This window comes from Propionivibrio sp. (assembly GCF_049316945.1).
Taxonomy (GTDB): Bacteria; Pseudomonadota; Gammaproteobacteria; order Burkholderiales; family Rhodocyclaceae; genus Propionivibrio.
On record NZ_JBMOJE010000030.1, the window covers coordinates 25,820 to 44,286 of the forward strand.

Below are 18,467 nucleotides of genomic sequence, written 5' to 3' on the forward strand. Positions count from 1 at the left end.
AGCCGAGATAGGTCGTTTGCGGCCTGGCCCCCCAGTTGTTCCTTCCTGATTAGCAATGATTGTCAGCAGGGCGCATCGGGTGAGCCCGACGAGGCTTTCCCTGGACTCTGTCACCACAGGGAGTACGCCGCCTTGACCATGAATCGAATCCAGTTTCAACCCGGTTTGTCGATGCCGGAGTTCACCGAGCGCTTTGGAAGCGAGTCGCAGTGCGCAGCAGCCTCGGAGGCGGCGCGGTGGCCGAACAGGTTTTCCTGTCCGTTCTGCGGTGAGCACGCTCACTGTGTTCTGAGCGGGGGATAGTGCGAGGTGTTTCAGTGCAACGTCTGTCGGCAGCAAACCTCGCTGATCGCCGGGACGGTGTTTCAGTGCGCCAAGTTGCTGCTGACCGTATGGTTCCTGGCGATCTACCTCATCAGCCAGGCCACGATGGGTCTGTCGGCGCTGACGCTGATGCGGTCGATGGAACGGCGCGAAGAGTTCTATGTTCTCGGCGGCCAGGTTGAGGTCGACGACGCTTACTTGGGCGGCAAACGTACAAGCGGCAAGGCGGGGCGGGGTTCGGAGAACATGTTCCCGTTCGTGACAGCGGTCTCGTTCAGCGAGAAGAGCCACCTTTTGCGTGCAAAACTCACGCGGGTTCTCGGCTTTACCCTGAAGGCAATTGCCCAGTGGGCCAAGAGCCATCTTGCACCTGGATCGACGGTGCTGTTGGATGGTCTTGCTTGCTTCAACGCTGTCACCGACACCGGCTGTGTTCATCAGCCGACCGTCGTCGCCGGGCGAAAGCCCAAGGACTTGCCGGAGTTCAAGTGGGTCAACACGGACTTGGGCAATCTCAAGACCGGCCTTTCGGGTTGCTATCACGCGCTTCCCTTCTAAAATATGACGTTCAGTACCTCGCGACTTTCACTTACCGATTCAACCGCCGATTCAATCTCAGGCTGGCGTCCCGACGCTCCGGAATTGCCTGCTTACTCAATTGCCATGTCATTGTCGTTCGCCTGTCATTAACAGGGAATACAATGTCGTCGAGATGCATACTTATTGATATTGATACATTGTTGCTTCAATTCTCCGGATTCTCAGTTCTCACCCAGTCCAAACAGAAGGCAAAGGCTCCGTAGCCGATTTCAGGAAAAATTTGCTACGGCCGTACATTGCAAGCCGCCTGAAGCGCAGTAACAACTTGGCTTTGCTCCACACTTGTCATGGACGGAAACAGTGGCAACAGGATGCACTCGTCCTGGGCGTGCTCAGAGTGCGGCAGCGGATAACGCAACGGGCTGCTCTGGTAGGCCGGCTCCCGGTGACTGCACATAATTCCCCGGCGGGTGCTGATTCCGGCATCAAGCATGGCTTGCATCACACTTCGCTGGTCACAGCCAATGGGCAAACGAACACAATAGCTCTGCCAGTTAGAACGTGCCCATTCCGGCTCATGGGGTAACACCAATCCCAAGGTATCGGCAAGCAGCGCGTTATATCCATCTGCGAGCAGGCGACGTTCCCTGACAATCTCTGGCAGCCTTCGGAGCTGCTCCCGGCCAACCGCCGCTTGTATGTCGGTCATGCGATAGTTGTAGCCAACCACCGGATATGACTCGAAAATGACCTGGCTTGACTTATGCCGTATCGTGTCGGGAACGCTCATGGCATGCTGGCGCAGCAAACGGAATTTGGCGTCCCAGTCGGCATGGTTGGTGGTGATCATGCCACCATCGCCCGTACTGACCACCTTGCGCGGATGGAATGAGAAGCACGCGACGTCGGCATGCGGACGTCCAATCTTCTCCCATTGTCCGTCCCAGAGAATTTCGCTGCCGATGGCACATGCCGCATCCTCGATGACAGGAATCGAATGCACGCGAGCGACTTCGAGGATTCCTTGTAGGTCGCACGGCATGCCGATCTGGTGCACGCACAGGATTGCGCGCGTCTTGCTAGTGATTGCCGCGCTGATCAATCCCGGGTCCATGTTGAAGGTCCGCGGGTCGATGTCGATGAAAACCGGCGTCGCGCCGCAATAATATATGCTGTTGGCTGTTGCGATGTATGAGTGGCTGACGGTGATGACTTCGTCACCACGACTGACGCCGGCTGCCAACAACGCCAGATGAAGAGCCGTCGTGCAGTTGGATACCGCGCAGGCGTGGTTTGAGCCCACGAGGGCGGCGAAGTCGTTCTCAAATGCCGCGACCTCCGGACCCTGCGTGATCCAGCCGCTAAGGATCACGCGACGTGCGGCGTCCGCCTCGGCATCACCCATCCATGGCTTGGCTATTGGAATCATGATAAGACGAGCACCGCTCGATTCTCCTGCCACCACCGATCGAGCCGGGCGAGCCCCTCCTCCAGACCTACCGTAGCCTTGAAGCCCAGCATTAACTCGGCCTTGGAGACGGCGGCCAGGCGCCTTGATACCGGGTTCACATTACGTTCGGGACCAAATTCGGGGCGAAAGTTCGAGCCCATGACCTTGAGTAGCGCGTCTGCAAGTTCGCGCAAGCTTGTTTCGCTACCGCTGGCGACGTTGAAAACTTCGTTGGTGACATCGGAGGCGAGTGCCAAGACATTGGCGCGAGCCACGTCTTCAATGTACACGAAGTCCATTGTCTGATGCCCGTCGCCAAGGATCAACGGCGGCAGTCCCGCTTTGATCCGGTCCATCCAGCGAATCAGCACCTCGGTGTATTTCCCGTGCAGGTCCATGCGCGGCCCGTAGACATTGAAGTAACGCAGGGCTACGTAAGGCAGTTTGTGCATCGCATGGTACGAACGCAGCAGGCCCTCGAGCATGATCTTGCTGGCACCGTATAATGTATGGTTGTTGTAGGGGTGATGCTCCTCAGTTGTCGGGAAAATGTCTGCGAGTCCGTAGATCGACGCAGAAGAGGCGGCGATAACTTTTTTCACACCGGCCATACGTGCGGCATCAACGACGTTGAAGGCGCCATCGCACATGACCTCCATGGCTTCGCGTGGGTGCTCAGCACACGCCGTAATGCGTAGCGCCGCCATGTGAATGACTGCATCCATTCCCTCGGTCACTCCATAAACCGTGTCCGGATCCCGGATGTCGCCGCGTACCAAGGTGACACGGGGGTCATTCAGTACATGAGAAACATTGGCCAGCGTGCCGCGGACCATGTTATCAAGAATCACAATTCGCGCCGGGTGATGGTCACGAAGCAGGATATCGATCGTCGTAGAACCGATCAGGCCGCAGCCACCTGTAACCAGGATATTCGCACCGTCGATTTTCATGCGTTTACTTGCTCCTCTTCTGAATTTTCCCTCGCTCGCGACGGTCCTGGGAGGGATGTTGAGGCAGAGCGACAACGAACCCATAGAGGCGTTCCGCAGGCCAAGCTTGAGTATTTCGTGAAAGACACACATTCCGCGGCACTCGCGAATCAGAATTTTTCTGCAAAATGGGTTGCTCCTCATCATTAGGGTAGATGCCTTTGTACTTGCCGTTGATCAGGTTCATAACGCACTTACTTTGACACTTTCATGTACTTTCGAACTCATCGAGCGCGGCTTGCAGGGTGGCAGCGCTGCCATGCTCTTATAGCCATGGAATCCTCGCCCGAACCCAAGTACAGTTATAAATATTCGAACCACTTGGAAAACACCTTTCACTTCAGATGAATCGTTTTCATGATATTGCGCGATCAGATTGCTTGTGCTTCTGTGCGAGGCTGACCAACAGGCCTTCACAACTGGTAGGCGGGATTTCCCACCACAGTGGTATCGGGCAGTACACTGTGCAGCACATTGCTGCCCAGACCCAAAAGTGCGCGTTTGCCAATGTCAATTCCATTAATGATGCGTGCCCCACTTCCCACGTAGCAGTTGCTGGCAACCCTCACATTGCCGGCTATGGATACATTGGACCCGACTAGCGTCCAGTCACCGATCATAACGTCGTGGTGAATAACTGTGTTCGGCAGGAGGCAAACGTGGTCACCTATGACAGCATTGCTGGTGATTACGACCCCTGCCATGATCAGCACGTTATGTCCGATTCGGGCGAGCCCCGAGACTCGCGCCATCGGATGGATCACCCTGGCGAACCGGTCCGCATCAATCCCGAGACCGTCGATAACGCTCTGCCGTCCGCGGTAAGACATCGGACTTCCCGGAACAGCGAGCACTTGTGCCGAGGGATGTTCCAGCAGGGCCGCCCTTGGAAGAACCGGAAATCCGAAGCGACTTGTCCCCTGCTTATCTGGCGTATCGTCCACGAACCCGATCATTAGGTACTCGTCGCCGAGACAGTCGAGCGCCTCAACGGCATTCCCATTGCACGGGAAGATGAGCAGGGGTGTCGGTGGCTTATGTGCCATGCCGTCAGTTCCTCTTCAGGGCTGCTGGTTGGGCATTATGCGGCGACTTCTTCGGCGACAAGATTACAAACCGCCGCGCTGACAGCTGCAGTCTGCTCAACCGTCAGTTCCGGAAACATCGGCAGGGATAGCACCTCGTTGCCAGCCTGCTCCGAATGAGGGAACTGTCCGGCCTTGTAGCCAAGATCCTCATAAGCAGGCAGCAGGTGCACTGGAATCGGGTAGTGAATGCCGGTCTGGATGCCGTCGGCCGACAGCGCGTCTATCCAGGCTTGACGATGCGCGGTGCGGATCGCATAGATGTGATATACATGGCGGTTATGGGACAATGCCTCGGGCGTCCGCACGTCGCTGCCTGAAAAGGCCAGGTCGTAGCGCGCGGCAGCGGCCCGCCGCCCTTCGGTCCAGGCTTCGAGGTGCCTCAGTTTCACGCGTAACACCGCGCCCTGTATGCCCTCAAGGCGATAATTGTAGCCTTTGAGGACATGCTGATATTTTTTCTCGGCGCCCCAGTCCCGCAACATCCTGATCGTGCGTGCGTAGTCGGCATTATCCGTGACGACCATGCCACCTTCGCCGTAGGCGCCGAGATTCTTGCCTGGGTAGAAACTGAAGCACCCCATGTCGCCCATGCTGCCAGCTCGGCGGCCCTTGTATTCTGCACCGTGCGCCTGCGCCGCGTCTTCGATGACGATGAGATTATGCTTGCTGGCAATCGCAAGGATCGGGTCCATATCCGCCGACTGCCCGTAAAGATGCACCGGAATAATTGCCTTCGTGCGCGGTGTGATCGCCGCTGCCAAGCCGGCCGGATCCATCGTGAATGTACGCGGGTCAATATCGACGAACACGGGCTTGGCCCCGGTGTAGTAAATTGCCGCCACCGTCGCGACGAAGGTGAATGGCACGGTGATGACCTCGTCACCGGGACCAATGTCCGCAGCGAGCAGCGCCAGATGCAATGCACTGGTGCCAGTGTTCACTCCTATGCCGATTTTTGCTCCGGAATAGGCGGCGAACTCCTCCTCGAACTTGGCAACCTCGCTGCCGAGGGTGAACTGGCAGGAATCAAGAACTCCCTGGATCGCGGCATTGATTTCTGTCTTGATGCTCGTGTATTGGGCCTTCAGGTCTACGAATGGAATCACTTTAATTTCCCCTGATATTTCACGAAAATAATCTCACCCTGGCCGAACAACGGACAGGCGGCCTTCATTCGACTGGCGACGAGAAGCGCCAAGCAGCCGCCGGTCCCCATGTTGCCGATTGAGGTAGACGGTTTCTCCCTTTCCGCGCATCGAACTGGTTGCGGCTTCGATGAGTTCGACAACCCGGAGTCCCAGCTTGCCGTCGGTTTCGGGAACCTTGCTATTCAAGATGCAATCGACGAAGTGCTCACCCTCCAGCCTGAGCGCCTCGGTGCCCGAGATCTTGGGAGCCCACATATCGCCCATTCGGTACCCAATTCGCATCTCCTTGATCTGCGCCGGGTCGTCGGTGAAGTTCACACCCTTGTCGTACACTTTGATCTTCTCGCTAGGTTCCAGGTCGTCGTAAGTGATCATTTTCTTGCTGCCGCCGACAAGAATTTGCCGCACCTTGACCGGGGCGAGCCAACTGACGTTGGTGTGAGCGATCGTACCGGACTCGTAAAACAGCGTGATGTAGGCGAGATTCTCCGGGGAGCCTGGGAAGTGATTCGTGCCGCTTGCCGTAATCGCCGTCGGGTGCTCGCCGAGCAGGTAATCGAGGATGGCAAAGTCGTGTACCGCCAGGTCCGAGATCACGCTGACGTCACGCTGGAACAAGCCCAGATTCACACGGGTCGAGTCGAAATAGTAAACCTCGCCAAGATCACCGGAGCGAATGATCTCGGCCATCTTGCGCACGGCGCCAGTGTAGATGAAGGTGTGGTCAACCAGTAGCACAAGACCCCGCTTCTCCGCCTCATCGACCAGCGCACGTGCCTCCGCGGATGTTTCCGTCATAGGCTTCTCGAGCCAGAGATGTTTGCCAGCCCTTAGTGCTGCCATGCCGAGGTCAAAATGTGTGTTGACCGGAGTGGCGATCGCAATGGCGTGGATCGATGGGTTATCCAGCAGATCCTGGAAACGCGTTGTAACCGTCACTGCCGGAAACCGTTTCTTGACGACATTGAGCTTCTCCATGTCGAGGTCCACTACAGCCACGAGGTTGGCTCCGGGCGTTTCAGCAAAATTTCGAACGAGATTCGGGCCCCAATAGCCGTAGCCGACGACACCTATGTTTATCACCATTTCACATCCTCCAATATGATGGATACAATTATCAATCCGGATTAGCGTTATCGTTAAGCACGTTATTCCAGGTCAAGAGGCAACATCTGGAATAAATATTAAAAGTCAGTAAGCCTTCTTGAATCAGTCCACTGCAGCAAGTTGGCGTTGAAATTCTCAGAAAAAATAACCGTAACGCATAACAGGCTTCTCTTCGCACGGAAGATATTTATCCTTAATATGCATCTGGATTCAGCATAATTTGCTATTGATGCTATACAAATACCCATAACTATTAGAAATGGATACACGGTTACATGTATTTTGGGGCGTTGTTGAATAAATCTGAACAGTGTTGACTTTTCCGTTATCCTTCACGAGGCCAATTGGCTGGTAGCTGAGTCCAGATCATGGCGTGCGAATTTGCCCGTGATTTTCTTGAGATTGGGATCCAATTGTGGAAACAAGAAAAATGCTGGGATGGCTGCCCGCAAGACGTTTGCGACAATAAGCTCTGAGGGAGATAGCGCCAGATTCATGGTGTGAAACCAACTACGGTAGTTGCGTCAAACCTCAGCGGTAAAGTTCAGCGAAAGGTGCTGTAGCTGTAGCAACCTTGAGCGACATATCCGAACTGCACATGGAGATGGGGCGTGTTGCATAAATCGAGAAATGGCGAAGGTATCCCCGTTCCTGGTCATTTTTTTAGATTTTGACGGACATCGGCATGCCCAGATTGGTCATTCTGTTGAGCACAGACGCATTGATCCATGCCTCGGTCTTTTGCTGAGGCAACGCTCGCGCTTTCATGAAATTACCGAAAATGAGCCTGTACCGTTGTATAGCCAACTCTACATGACTGCGCAGGTTGCAGCCCGTTTTGCGCTGCCAGGCGATACGTCCATCCTGTGCAATGAATGGTTTGAATATACAATTGTAATAGACGGCCGGGCGCAGAACGACTATGCCATATAAATAGGCCGAACCCCGGCGAATTTTTCAAAAATGGGGTTTTCTGACAAGCACTACATATGAAATAAAAAAATCAACCAACCCCTTGCCTTGAGCGGCTTTCAGCGATTGGGTGAACAAAGTGCGTATAAAGACCGGATAGCTACTTCGCATGACGGGTCCGCATTCGCCGCCTACCGTGGCTTCCAGACAAAATGGCAGGGGGAAAAAACCACGCAACCAGTAATTATTCAACAACGCCCATTGGAAACAATGAGTGCTGTCCTGATGAGATGGAGGGGAGTATCGGTGGGACCATTCCCTGGTCTGGTCCGGTGCGTGCGGAGGGAACTGTGCTAATAACTGGCGTGCCAGTTATTAGCACAAAGACCCATTCGGAATAACTCGACTTCCCTTCGAACAACTGATTCTCTGCCTCAAACTCGCCAATCTTGATTGGCCGTGCATTGGAGAGACTATGTATTCCCATGATTCCGCCGCCGGGTGCCAGAACGAGACCCCACTCGGCCTTGCCGGTTATCGGGTCGGGATAAAGTTGTCGCAGGTGCCGACGCACACCGGGATAACGGGGATCCTTAAGCAACTCGGCGAGCGATTGCGGGTAGCGGCGGGGTCCCGCCGGGCTGCTGGTACGCACATAGCTGGCGATCGCCTGACGATAGGCGGCACCGACATCGAGCAGTCTCTGCTCGGCCTCACGCCGCTGGACAATGCTGCCCAGCGTCAGCGTGGCGCTCGTCGCCAAGGCGAGAATAGCGACCAGGATCAGCAGCCCCAGATAGGTGAAGCCGGCCTCAAGGTAGCCCGGACGTGTGCCAGGCGGGGAATCTCGCCGCATCGCTAAAGGTCTCCAAGGGACTTGCCGTCCCGGGTAGTACCGGACGCACCGCTCTTGATGTCGTACACGTTTCCCTTGGCGCCGGGTGTCTCGGGCGCAATGATTATCCACGTGCTGGCACTGCCGGTGACCGGGTCATGAGGCAGTGAGCGCAGATACTTTTCGCTGACAAGTTCCTCGAGACTCTCGGGATAACGCCCCTTGTCGGCGTAAAACTTGTCGATCGTTTCTCGTACGAGATGCAGATTCTCGCTCAGTACCGCTTCCTTCGCCGTGTCAATGCTGTTGAAATACCTTGGCATGGCCAAGGTAAGCAGCAAGGCGATGATCGACAGGACGACGAGTAGCTCGATCAGTGTAAAACCCCCACCAATCAGTCGTTCGCGGCGATTGTGCAGGGCCGCGGCGCAGCCACGCCGTGGTTGTTCAAAGCACTGCGGATTGTTGTCCATCACCATTGGCGGTAGGGCACGCCGTTAAGACCGATGCCGGCGGACTTCGAATGGACGTCATAAATATCTTCGCCGGCTTGTGGATTATCAGGTTCGCTGGCGTAGGCCCGGGTGCTCCAGGTGTCTTCCGCGGCTACGTCGGCATCCGGCTGCATCGGGTCGCGTGGAATCTGCCGCAGGAAGTAAATTTTACGGTGCTTCGGGTCACGCGCGTCCTCCTCGCCCTCAACAAGGGAGGTCAGTTTCTTTGGATAACCGGTGTCACCTAGTGATTTACGAATGCGTCCCTCGTCATGAGCCTTCTTGTACTGGTCGATGGCAGCGCGCAGATCGCGCAGGGCGAGCCTGAGGTCCTGCTCCTTGCTGTGCTGTATCGACGTCTGCGCAACCGGCACGACGATACTGGCCAGAACGGCCACTATGGCAAGGGTGATCATCAGTTCGATCAACGAAAAGCCGCGTATCGGGCTGGTGCGTGGTTGACGACAGGGGAGCGCCAGCAGGCGCTGCAGTGATGTAGTCTGGTCTGTCATGGATCAGGGTGTGATGGTCAAGGCATGTGCTGCTGGCAGGATGGTGTTGATCGTTGTGCCTCCCGAGCCGACTGGCGCCATCGTGATAAGGTCAACCTTTGTGGTACCGGCCGCCAGGGCTCGAAATGTCACCGTGGCCAAGACTTCACGAGTAGTGGCGCCGCCAGAGCCAGATCGTGTCGCAGTCAGCAACACCTGCCCGCTGGGGTCCACCCGATAGGTGAAGGTAGTCGTTGCGCCACCCTGTTTTAGGAAGGCGCCTTCGCTAACATCAGCAACTTGCAGCAGGCGCGGATCAAAGGCGATGGCTAACGGCACGCTGACTACTGGCTGATCGGACTGTAGCACCAGTGGCAGCGCGGCCGTCTGGCCGACCTGGAGTTGTGCCGGGCCTTGCCAGAGCGGTTGTGCCGTTCCGGAGGACGCAACGGTAGGCAGGCCGCCGCCACTCGAAAACATCGATCCTGGCTGAGCGACGGTACCATCCGCCGAGGACAGCAGAGGATTTGCCTGCGTACCCCCCCCTGTTCCCGGCTGCAGCGAACCGTCAGCCAAAGAGTAAGGGGAACCGCTCTGCACGCCGGGCGCGGCCACACCCGCAGCGGCTGAGCTTGCCGCCGCTGTGCCCTCGCGGGCAGGTCGTTCACCAGGCGCCCCGATGCCGAACGACTGGCCACCGCCCCCGCTCTCCGGCCGTGAGCGGAAACTGGTTTCGGTACCGCCGTCAAACTCGGCCAAGTTGGCTTCCGGACGCTGAATGTTGCGCAAAATACGTGGCGTGATAGACAGCACGATCTCGGTTTTGATCCCCTCGTCGGAGTGACTCCCGAACAGCCGGCCGAGAATGGGAATGTCGCCGATGAACGGCAACTTGCTGGCGGTACGCCGGTCCTCGTCGCTGATCAGGCCAGCCAGCAGCTGGTTCTCGCCGTCCTTGAGGCGCAGGACGCTGGTCGCCGTGCGCGTGCCGATCTGGTAGGCCACCGTGCCGGATTTGGTCTCGACCTTGTTGACAACATTGCTGACTTCGAGGGTAATTTTCATCGCCACCTCGTTGTCGAGATAGATTGTCGGTTCGACATCAAGCTTCAGACCGACATCAATGTAGGTGATCGACTCGGATGAGAAGCCGGTCGCCGTGATCGTCGAAGTGATATTCGGCAAACGGTCGCCGATCAGGATCTTGGCCTTCTCACGGTTACGCGCGCGGATCCGCGGGTTGGCCAGCAGATTGACGTCGCCATCAAGCTGGTTGGCGCTGATCACCACCGGACCGACAGTCACGCCCGTCGTCGTCGAGTTAATATTCCTCAGGTCATTCAACGTCAGCGTGCCATTCGTGGTTGAGGGCAAAGGTCTCAGAGCCATCGTTTCCGGCCATTTCACCCCCAGGTCGAGCAGCCGCGAGCGCTTGACCTCGAGAATTTCCACCTCCAGGAGAACCTCGGGCTCTGGAATATCCTGCAAGTTCACTAGTCTATCCGCCAGGCGAATCGCTTCCGGGCTGTCACGGATTACCAGCAAGTTCAGCTTCTCGTCGACGACGATATCCCGGGTCTTGAGGATCGTCTTCAAGGTGTTAGCGACGGTCTTGGCATCTGAATTCGCCAGATAATAGGTCTTGACTACCAAGGTCTGGTATTCCTTCTGCTTAGCTGGAGTATTCGGGTAGATCAGGATCGAGTTGCCATCGAGGACACGCTGCTCAAGCTGGTTGGTGAGCAGCAGGACGTTTAACGCCGCCTCGATGGTGCTGTTGCGCAGAAAAATGGTTGTTTTCTGGTCGGCGTGGAGATCCTTGTCGAAGACGAAATTGAGACCTGAAGCCCTCGACAACACTTCAAAAATCAACTTCAGCGGCATGTCCTTGAATTCGATGGTGATCGGGTTTCTGAACGCTGCCGTCAACACCGACTCCCTGGTTATCTTGGTAGTCTTCTCTTCGATCGCTCGTAGCAAGGCACGCGCGCGCTCATGTTTCGGGGATACGGCGAGGATCGTCCGCAAGCGGTCCAGAGCCAGCTCCGCATCTTTCCTGTTCCAGGCAAGCTCTGCTTCCTGGAACAGGATTTCATTCCGGCGTGCGCTTTCTATCAGGCGCAACCCGGCGACAGCACGCTCATTGCCTGGCTTAAGCACTAGTGCACGGCGGTAAGCCCCTTCGGCTTCTTCGTAACGCGCCTCGGTTAAAGCGCGTTCAGCCTTGGTGAGGCTGGCATTGAGATAGCGGTCAAGGGCGCGAAAATAGGCAATGCGATACTCGGCGGAAGTTGGGTCGAGGGCCATCGCTTCCTGCATTTTCGCCAGCCCGACGTCGACCTTTTCTTCAGCCAGAAGCGTTTGCGCATCGCGATAAGCGTTCTGGGCAGCACATCCCGCCAGCAACAACGCTGCCAGCAGGCTCAGGCAGCAGCGTCGCCAGCCGCCTGCAGATCCGGTCTGGCCGGTGTTGGCCTTGCTCACTATTGCGACCCTCCGATCGAGATGGTTTGCGATTGCTTCAGCGGTACATACATCAGCGTCAGCGTCGGCGGTTTAATGCTCATGACCTGGTAGATACCGTCCAGCGACATGCCCTCGCGCACGATGCGCACTTCTTCCCCGCTTCCAAGGTATGCTTCCCAGTGCCCGCCTTCGAATTTCTTGCCAAGATACTCGAATGGGACTGGCGGAGCCATCGGCGCGGTTGGCTTTGCCGGGGGGGGTTGTGGAGGTGGTGGCGTCCAGCTCAGCGAGGGGAAAAGATCACGATCTGCCTGGTAGTCGCCAGCTATCGGAATCAGTTTGTCACGCGGGATCAAGGCCGCAACTTCAAGGGTCGACGTGGCCTTGCGGGCAGAAAGTCGCGACACAGCCGGCCGGCTATCGGCCGGTACCCGCGCCGCTTCGGCAGTGCTGGAAATGGCCTGCACCCTTGTCGGCGAGGCCTGGACGACATCGGCAGCAGGCCTGTCGGTCGGCGTCTTGTCGCCAAATAAGGCGAGGTACGCGGCTACGATCAACAGCGATATCAATAGAAGGCGACGTCCGTTCATGGGGCCACTTCGCTCGCACGGATTCGTCCGGCGCGCTTGGCTGGACTGGCCGGGTGGTGCCAGATAGTAAAACGAATCTTGGCTTCGACCTGGTTCTCGCTAATTTCTTCACGCTTGAAGGCGAGCTCATTCACTGCCACAAAGGCCTGCGTGCCCAAAATATCTTCAATCCAGCGCCGGATGTCGCTGTAACGCCCCTTAACCGGCACCGTCATCTGCAGCATCTCCGTCTGCGCGTGGTCATCGCCAGCACGCAGATACTCGGCGCGACTGCTGACCAGATGATGCCTCTCTGCCGAGTCGAGTATGGCCTTAATGCTTGGCAAAACCTGCTCATCGTCGGCCAGATTTTCCCGGAATGCCTGGTAGTGGAGGGCGGACTTGGCAGCGGAATCCACGGCTGGGACGGACCGCTCCTGGCTAGACGCCACAAGCACCTGCAAGTTTTTCAGCGTCGCTTGTTTCGTTGCCAGTTCGGCGTTTAGCTGCGGCATGACGATCAAGGCGAAGCCCAGCAACACGCCGAGCATGCCGACGAACAGCAGACACCACGGGCCGTGCCGGTGAAGCCAAAGGTCAGCGGCCAGCCGCAGGCGGTCAGCGACTAGTTTGAGCTGGTTCATTCGGCGTCCCGTGCCTGCTCGCCCGACGTTTCGACGACCGCTAGCGAATCGTCGAGCAGCGCCTCGAACATGAAACGAAGCGGTCGGTTAGGATCCTTTTCATTCACCTCCTGTCTGATCACCATCGCGCCTGAAAAGGGCGCGACCGAGCCGAGCAACTTCAGGTAGTCAAGCATCTGCTGATGATTCTTTGCTTCGGCAACGCCTTTAACCAAGCGTCGACGATGGTCCGGTTCGATCTGCAGCAGGGCGATATCGGCGCTGGCGACGCGCTCGAAACCGTCCAGCAGTGCTGGCCAGGGCGTATTGAGCTGATCGATGGCGCTGTTAATAGAGACGATCTGTTGCTCGAAGAGGAGCAGAGGGGCTGTCGCCGGGGGGGTGCGTTCGACCAGCTTCTGGCGGGCCAGTGTGATCGACTGCGTCATTTCATCTAGCTGCTGATCGAGTTGCTGCCACTGCCAGACGATGGCCATACCGGCGAGGGCTGTCGCCACTCCGAGGCCGATCAAGGCCTGACGCTGGCGCACGGCGACCGGCATACGCCATAGTGGACGGTCGACAAAATTGATGTTCAGCTGTTTCATCATCGACGTCCAGCGAACGCCAAGTGACAAGCGATCTGGCAGGGTTCCGTCAACTCGGCCGTCGGCACCGCGGGGGCGCGCAGATGCTCTACGCGCGAAGCCAGCCCAGCGATTGTCGGCGCTGCCGGCAACCAGTCGGCGGCACCCGTCCACAACAGCGATTGCCGATCGCCTGCCTCGGCCGGAACCGGCATCCGCAGACGCTCCTGCTCGATCAGCGTTGCCAGTTCGGACAAATCCGGAGCGCCGGGCAGGCGCAATGTGCGTAGGCCGGCGGCCTGCTCGTTGCGGGTATGGACGAGGGTCAGGGTCTGTCCGAAACCGACGACCAGCCAGCCGTTAGCCGGGATCGAGGCATGCAGGCAGTTCCAGGCGCGAACCAAGGCCGGCTTTACCGAGTCCAGGCGCCAGTCATTCGTCCGGTCCAGGCTCTCAAGCGCCTGAAAGAGTTGCCGCGGCAGCGCGCAGACGATGAAGGGAACAGTTACCTGCCAGTCAGCAGCCAGCAGCCACTGCTCGGTCGGATCGCCGTACAGCGCCGCAAAGCGTGCTGCCGCGCTGGCCCGCAGTTCGCGCAGACTTTGCGCGCCACGCGGTGGGGTGACAACAAAGCTGCGCGCCAGACTGTCATCCACGGTAACGCGTAACGACGCTGGCGTGGCGACGGGGTTCTCCGGCTTCAGATCCGGCAGTGCGCCACACAATGCTGTAACGGAGCCGTGCTGCAGTGCATCAACAGCGACCCATGCTAGCACTTCAACGGCGGTCGATGCCTGTACTGCAAGCAGCGTGGCGCTGTCGGCGGTGCAGCCGAGTAGCAGGTGCTTATGCTGAAAGCGTGACACGGCGTAGGTCTTCGAGCGTTGTTTCACCATTGGCCACCAGGCGAAGTGCGGCTTCCGTCAGGCTGCGCGTGCCGTTTCGGTACGCCGCCTCCTTGAGTTGCCGAATCGGCCGCTTCTCGATGATCAGTTCGCGCAACTCGTCGTTCAGATTGAGTATCTCAGCAACCGCTTTGCGCCCACGATAACCCGTACCCCGACAATCTCCGCAGCCATTGCCACGCCGGAAGTCAAAACGCGCCAGATCATCGGTCGCGATCGCAAAGCGCTCAAGTTCTGCTTCGCTTGGTGCATAGGACTCGCTGCAGCGTGGACAGTTCACCCGCAGCAGTCGCTGTGCCCAAATGCCGTTCAGCGCCGAGGCGAAAGCGTAGGGGTCGATGCCCATGTGCGTGAAGCGACCGAAGACATCGAAGACATTGTTGGCGTGTACCGTGGTCAGCACCAGATGCCCGGTCAGCGCCGACTGCACGGCAATTTCTGCGGTTTCGCGGTCGCGGATTTCGCCGACCATGATCTTGTCCGGGTCGTGCCGAAGGATCGAACGCAGACCGCGAGCGAAGGTCAGCCCTTTCTTGTCATTGACCGGAATCTGCAGTACGCCGGGCAACTGGTATTCGACCGGGTCTTCGATGGTAATGATTTTATCGCGACCGTTGTTGATCTCGGAGATCGCGCCGTACAACGTCGTGGTCTTGCCCGAACCCGTTGGCCCGGTCACCAGCAGCATGCCGTAGGGTTCCTCGACCAGACGACGTAGCGCCTTCAGCGACATCTCGTCAAAGCCCAGCGAACCCAGTGTCAGCGAACCATGCGCCTCGAGGACGCCGCGCTTGTCGAGAACACGCACGACGGCGTCCTCACCATGGATGCACGGCATGATCGACACCCGCAGATCGATGTCGCGGCCAGCGACTTCGACACGAAAACTGCCATCCTGGGGAGTTCGCCGCTCAGCAATGTCAAGCTCGGCCATTACCTTCAGTCGCGAGATAACCTGCTCTGCCAGCGCCACGCCGCTGATCTGGGCGACCGCATCTAGGACGCCGTCGATACGGTACTTGATGGTGATGCCGGTCGGTGTGCTCTCGAGATGAATGTCGCTCGCCCCCGTCTTTACCGCGTCATAAACGGTCGAGTTGACGAGCTTGACGGCAGGGCTGGCCGCTTCGCTGACCGAGGCGAAACTCAGAACCTCGGCAGACCGGTAGCGCTCCGGTGTCCTGCCAGTATCGTCGAGCAGCGAATGTACCGCATTCACGGACTCCTCGTGTTTCGACAGATAGGCCTGGATGTCGGCCGCCAGGGCAAGGCAGAAGTGGACCGGTGTGCCGGCCAAGCTGCTCAGCCAGACCATGCAGTCACTATCAAATGGATCCTGGGTGACGCCGATGATCCGGCTACCGGCAAGCTCTTGCGGCGTACGCAGCAGAACACAGCAGCGCCGCTGAGCTCTGGCCAGCGGCAGGAGGTCGAACGCCGGGGCAGAGACCAGCATCTCGGTAGTCTCCATGACCGCCAGGTGAAACCGACGAGCCAGTTGATCGACAATCTGCCGCGGCTCAGTGCCGGTTAGCTCCTCGATTTCCGTCACTAGCGACCGCCCTGAAGCCTGAGCGAGGCTACGTGCCTGCTGCAGGATATCATCACCAAGGTCATCACCAGCGTTCCATGCGGGGGCATTCATTTCAGCGTCCCGGCCAGGTCGAAAATGGGCATGTAAAGCAGGATGACGATCAGCCCGACGAGCAGGCCAATGACGGTCATCAGCACCGGCTCGAAGACCTTGGTGAACCGCTCTATCCAGCGTGCGCTTTCGCCTTCGTAGAACAGCGCCGAACGCGTCAGCATGGCCCCCATCTGCCCTGACCGCTCACCGACACGCAGCATGCGCAGGGCGATCGGTGTCGTCAGCCGGCTGCTGTCGAAAGCCTGCGACAGCGTTCCGCCATCGGAGATGATGCTGCGGGCGACCAGCAGCGCCGCTCGTGTCATCGGCGAAACCACATTACTGACGATGTCGAGTGCCGACAGTATCGGAATGCCGCCTTCGAGCAGCATGCCGGTGGTCAGATAGAGCCGCGACAACTCGATGATCCGGACGCGTTCGCCGATCCCGGGCAGACGGGTCATGAAAACGATCCAGCGTCCGCTGTGAACAAAACGGCGCAGCCAGTAGCCAGCAACGAGCATCAGGGCCAGCAGGCAACCGAATACGGTACCAGAGTGCTGTCCGACAAATTGTCCCCAGTCGAGGAGTAGTTGCGACAACCAGGGCAGCGCACGGCCAGTTCCCTGGTACACTCCCGCGAAGCGAGGCACGACGTAGCCCATCAGGAAGAAGGTCACGCCGCCGCCGACGACCAGCAGGATGGCAGGGTAGATGGCCGCACTGACCATCCGGTTGCGAACCGTGTCCAGCCGCGTTTGATAGTCGATGTAGCGTGATAGCGCCTGCGGCAGGTCACTGGTTCCCTCGGCAGCCGTGACGATACCAACATACAGCGGGGGAAAAACATCCGACTGGCGAGCCAAGGCAGCGGAAAAACGCAACCCTTCGCGCAGGTCTTCCATCAGCCGCTCGAGCACTGCACGCGCTATCGGCGAAGCTTCCTTTTCGAGCAGGGCTTCGAATGACTCGACCAGACTCAGCCCGGCCTCAAGCAAAGCCAGCAGTTCGGCGCTGAACAGCAGAAGCGAGAACGGGGTGCGACCCGGCAATGAGGAATAGCCCACGCCTGACCCACTGGCAGCTTCGATCGACAGGGGTTGCAGTCGCCTCTGCTGGAGTAGTCTGCTGACCTCCCCGGTATCCGCGGCGTCTACGGTGTGCGTCTCGATCAGATTGTCCGGAGATAAGGAACGAACAGTAAAACGCATGCTAGCTTCGCTACAATCCTTATTGGTTAGTGACGTCGGCTGCGTCACCGGTTCCGCCTGGCTGGCCATCCTTGCCAAGGGAGATGATGTCGAAGTCGCCGGCGACGCCAGGAGCACGGTAAGTATAGGGTCGCCCCCAAGGGTCGAGCGGCACCATCTTCTGGAGATAGGGGCCGTTCCACTTAGCTACGTTGTTCGGCCTGGTCAATAAGGCGTTGAGTCCCTCTTCGGTGGTCGGATACTGCCCGACGTCGAGCCGATAGGTATCGAGCGCGCGTGCGAAGGCCTCGATCTGCGCCTTGGCAACCCCATGCTCTGTTTTGCTCACCTGCGAGAAATACTTTGGGCCAACGTAGGCTGCCAGCAAGCCGATGATCGCCACCACCACCAGTAGTTCGAGCAGCGTAAAACCTGCCGCTGCACAAGGAACTCTACAGCGCCGTCGGACTGCTGCGGCGCACGTAAAGCGGCCAAGCAAGTGGTAGCAAACGGTCGATGGGTATCTAATCACTGTCTGTTTCATCGTGATGCGGCGGCAAGTACCGCCGGTACATAGTGCATCGATTTAAGCATAGTGCATCGTTTCAAGATAAGGAAGCATTTGACTGCCATAACTGACGAACGTTCCCTGGCCAGCGTTGTAAGCCGCCAGCGCCAGCGCGACGTTGCCCCGATGCTTATCGAGCAGTTTCTTGAGGTGACGCACACCGGCATCGATGTTCTGCGCCGGATCGTCGGGATTGGTGACTACGTAACGAGCTGAAGTGGCCGGCATCAATTGCATGGCGCCCGATGCGCCCTTTGGCGAAACTGCTCTTGCGTTGAAACCGTACTCCACGCCTATCGCCACCGCGACGAGGGCAGGTGACACGTCATTGATGCGCGCGTAGTGTTCGATCAGCGGAGTCAGTTGTAGCTTGCCTTGCTGGTATCTCTCGATTGCCATTTTCCGTGAAACCTTGCTACGAACCTCGGGAAAAGTCTCGACGCGGATGAATATCCTGTAGTTTGCATCAAAGCGCTGACTGGCGTAGATTGGCACGCTGTTATGGCCCGCTCAAATCCAGACAAACAAACCCGAGCTGGATGAGGATGGGA

18 protein-coding genes and 1 pseudogene are annotated in these 18,467 nt (G+C 58.0%); 2 read left to right on the plus strand and 17 right to left on the minus strand.

All coding sequences use genetic code 11. The features are described from left to right. Window positions 1–132: 132 nt before the first annotated feature. Window positions 133–974 (plus strand): annotated as a pseudogene (locus tag ACOYNV_RS09090) (IS1595 family transposase); the annotation flags it as partial. 173 nt (window positions 975–1,147) lie between these two features. On the opposite strand, the gene ACOYNV_RS09095 reads toward ACOYNV_RS09090, so the two are convergent. The 5 genes from ACOYNV_RS09095 to ACOYNV_RS09115 all read right to left on the minus strand — a co-directional run bounded on the left by ACOYNV_RS09095 (window position 1,148) and on the right by ACOYNV_RS09115 (window position 6,628). Next, the gene (locus tag ACOYNV_RS09095) at window positions 1,148–2,293 is read right to left on the minus strand and encodes a DegT/DnrJ/EryC1/StrS family aminotransferase (protein ID WP_422899446.1); all 1,146 of its coding nucleotides are present in this window, start codon (window positions 2,291–2,293) and stop codon (window positions 1,148–1,150) included. Beyond that, complete coding sequence (locus tag ACOYNV_RS09100; protein ID WP_422899447.1) at window positions 2,290–3,267, minus strand: NAD-dependent epimerase/dehydratase family protein; 978 nt, start codon at window positions 3,265–3,267, stop codon at window positions 2,290–2,292. Before ACOYNV_RS09100 ends, ACOYNV_RS09095 begins: the two co-directional genes overlap by 4 nt. A gap of 452 nt (window positions 3,268–3,719) precedes the next feature. Further along, the gene (locus tag ACOYNV_RS09105; RefSeq protein ID WP_422899448.1) at window positions 3,720–4,352 is read right to left on the minus strand and encodes a hypothetical protein; all 633 of its coding nucleotides are present in this window, start codon (window positions 4,350–4,352) and stop codon (window positions 3,720–3,722) included. A gap of 35 nt (window positions 4,353–4,387) precedes the next feature. Beyond that, window positions 4,388–5,500, minus strand: coding sequence for a DegT/DnrJ/EryC1/StrS family aminotransferase (locus ACOYNV_RS09110; RefSeq protein ID WP_422899449.1), 1,113 nt, complete (start codon window positions 5,498–5,500; stop codon window positions 4,388–4,390). A gap of 33 nt (window positions 5,501–5,533) precedes the next feature. Next, window positions 5,534–6,628 carry a Gfo/Idh/MocA family protein gene (locus ACOYNV_RS09115; RefSeq protein ID WP_422899450.1) on the minus strand — a complete coding sequence of 365 codons (1,095 nt, stop codon included), beginning with the start codon at window positions 6,626–6,628 and terminating at the stop codon, window positions 5,534–5,536. Between the two features lie 651 nt (window positions 6,629–7,279). Here ACOYNV_RS09115 and ACOYNV_RS09120 point away from each other — a divergent pair. Beyond that, the gene (locus tag ACOYNV_RS09120) at window positions 7,280–7,582 is read left to right on the plus strand and encodes a hypothetical protein (RefSeq protein ID WP_422899451.1); all 303 of its coding nucleotides are present in this window, start codon (window positions 7,280–7,282) and stop codon (window positions 7,580–7,582) included. A 223-nt stretch (window positions 7,583–7,805) separates the two neighbouring features. Here ACOYNV_RS09120 and ACOYNV_RS09125 read toward each other — a convergent pair whose 3' ends face one another. The 12 genes from ACOYNV_RS09125 to ACOYNV_RS09180 are packed head-to-tail and all read right to left on the minus strand — an operon-like array spanning window position 7,806 to window position 18,315. After that, window positions 7,806–8,417, minus strand: coding sequence for a type II secretion system protein (locus ACOYNV_RS09125; RefSeq protein ID WP_422899452.1), 612 nt, complete (start codon window positions 8,415–8,417; stop codon window positions 7,806–7,808). 2 nt (window positions 8,418–8,419) lie between these two features. Beyond that, window positions 8,420–8,869, minus strand: a complete 450-nt coding sequence (locus ACOYNV_RS09130) for a type II secretion system protein (RefSeq protein WP_422899453.1) — start codon at window positions 8,867–8,869, stop codon at window positions 8,420–8,422. Then, a complete protein-coding gene (locus ACOYNV_RS09135; RefSeq protein ID WP_422899454.1) occupies window positions 8,869–9,402 on the minus strand; it encodes a type IV pilin protein in 534 nt (177 codons plus the stop codon). The genes ACOYNV_RS09130 and ACOYNV_RS09135 overlap by 1 nt, the downstream gene beginning before the upstream one ends. 3 nt (window positions 9,403–9,405) lie before the next feature. Next, window positions 9,406–11,865, minus strand: coding sequence for a secretin N-terminal domain-containing protein (locus ACOYNV_RS09140; protein WP_422899455.1), 2,460 nt, complete (start codon window positions 11,863–11,865; stop codon window positions 9,406–9,408). Beyond that, window positions 11,865–12,437: a hypothetical protein gene (locus ACOYNV_RS09145; protein WP_422899456.1), complete on the minus strand. Its 573-nt coding sequence runs from the start codon at window positions 12,435–12,437 to the stop codon at window positions 11,865–11,867. Before ACOYNV_RS09145 ends, ACOYNV_RS09140 begins: the two co-directional genes overlap by 1 nt. Beyond that, complete coding sequence (locus tag ACOYNV_RS09150; protein WP_422899457.1) at window positions 12,434–13,060, minus strand: hypothetical protein; 627 nt, start codon at window positions 13,058–13,060, stop codon at window positions 12,434–12,436. Before ACOYNV_RS09150 ends, ACOYNV_RS09145 begins: the two co-directional genes overlap by 4 nt. Next, window positions 13,057–13,650, minus strand: coding sequence for a hypothetical protein (locus ACOYNV_RS09155; RefSeq protein WP_422899458.1), 594 nt, complete (start codon window positions 13,648–13,650; stop codon window positions 13,057–13,059). The genes ACOYNV_RS09150 and ACOYNV_RS09155 overlap by 4 nt, the downstream gene beginning before the upstream one ends. After that, window positions 13,647–14,522 (minus strand): hypothetical protein, encoded by an 876-nt coding sequence (locus ACOYNV_RS09160; protein ID WP_422899459.1) that lies wholly within the window; start codon window positions 14,520–14,522, stop codon window positions 13,647–13,649. The genes ACOYNV_RS09155 and ACOYNV_RS09160 overlap by 4 nt, the downstream gene beginning before the upstream one ends. Further along, entirely contained in the window at window positions 14,473–16,176 is a 1,704-nt protein-coding gene (locus tag ACOYNV_RS09165) for a GspE/PulE family protein (protein WP_422899460.1), read from the minus strand. The genes ACOYNV_RS09160 and ACOYNV_RS09165 overlap by 50 nt, the downstream gene beginning before the upstream one ends. Next, window positions 16,173–17,369 carry a type II secretion system F family protein gene (locus ACOYNV_RS09170; RefSeq protein ID WP_422899461.1) on the minus strand — a complete coding sequence of 399 codons (1,197 nt, stop codon included), beginning with the start codon at window positions 17,367–17,369 and terminating at the stop codon, window positions 16,173–16,175. The genes ACOYNV_RS09165 and ACOYNV_RS09170 overlap by 4 nt, the downstream gene beginning before the upstream one ends. Window positions 17,370–17,388: 19 nt before the next feature. Further along, entirely contained in the window at window positions 17,389–17,880 is a 492-nt protein-coding gene (gene gspG, locus ACOYNV_RS09175) for a type II secretion system major pseudopilin GspG (RefSeq protein WP_422899462.1), read from the minus strand. A gap of 54 nt (window positions 17,881–17,934) precedes the next feature. Then, window positions 17,935–18,315, minus strand: coding sequence for a lytic transglycosylase domain-containing protein (locus ACOYNV_RS09180; protein ID WP_422899463.1), 381 nt, complete (start codon window positions 18,313–18,315; stop codon window positions 17,935–17,937). Window positions 18,316–18,467 lie beyond the last annotated feature (152 nt).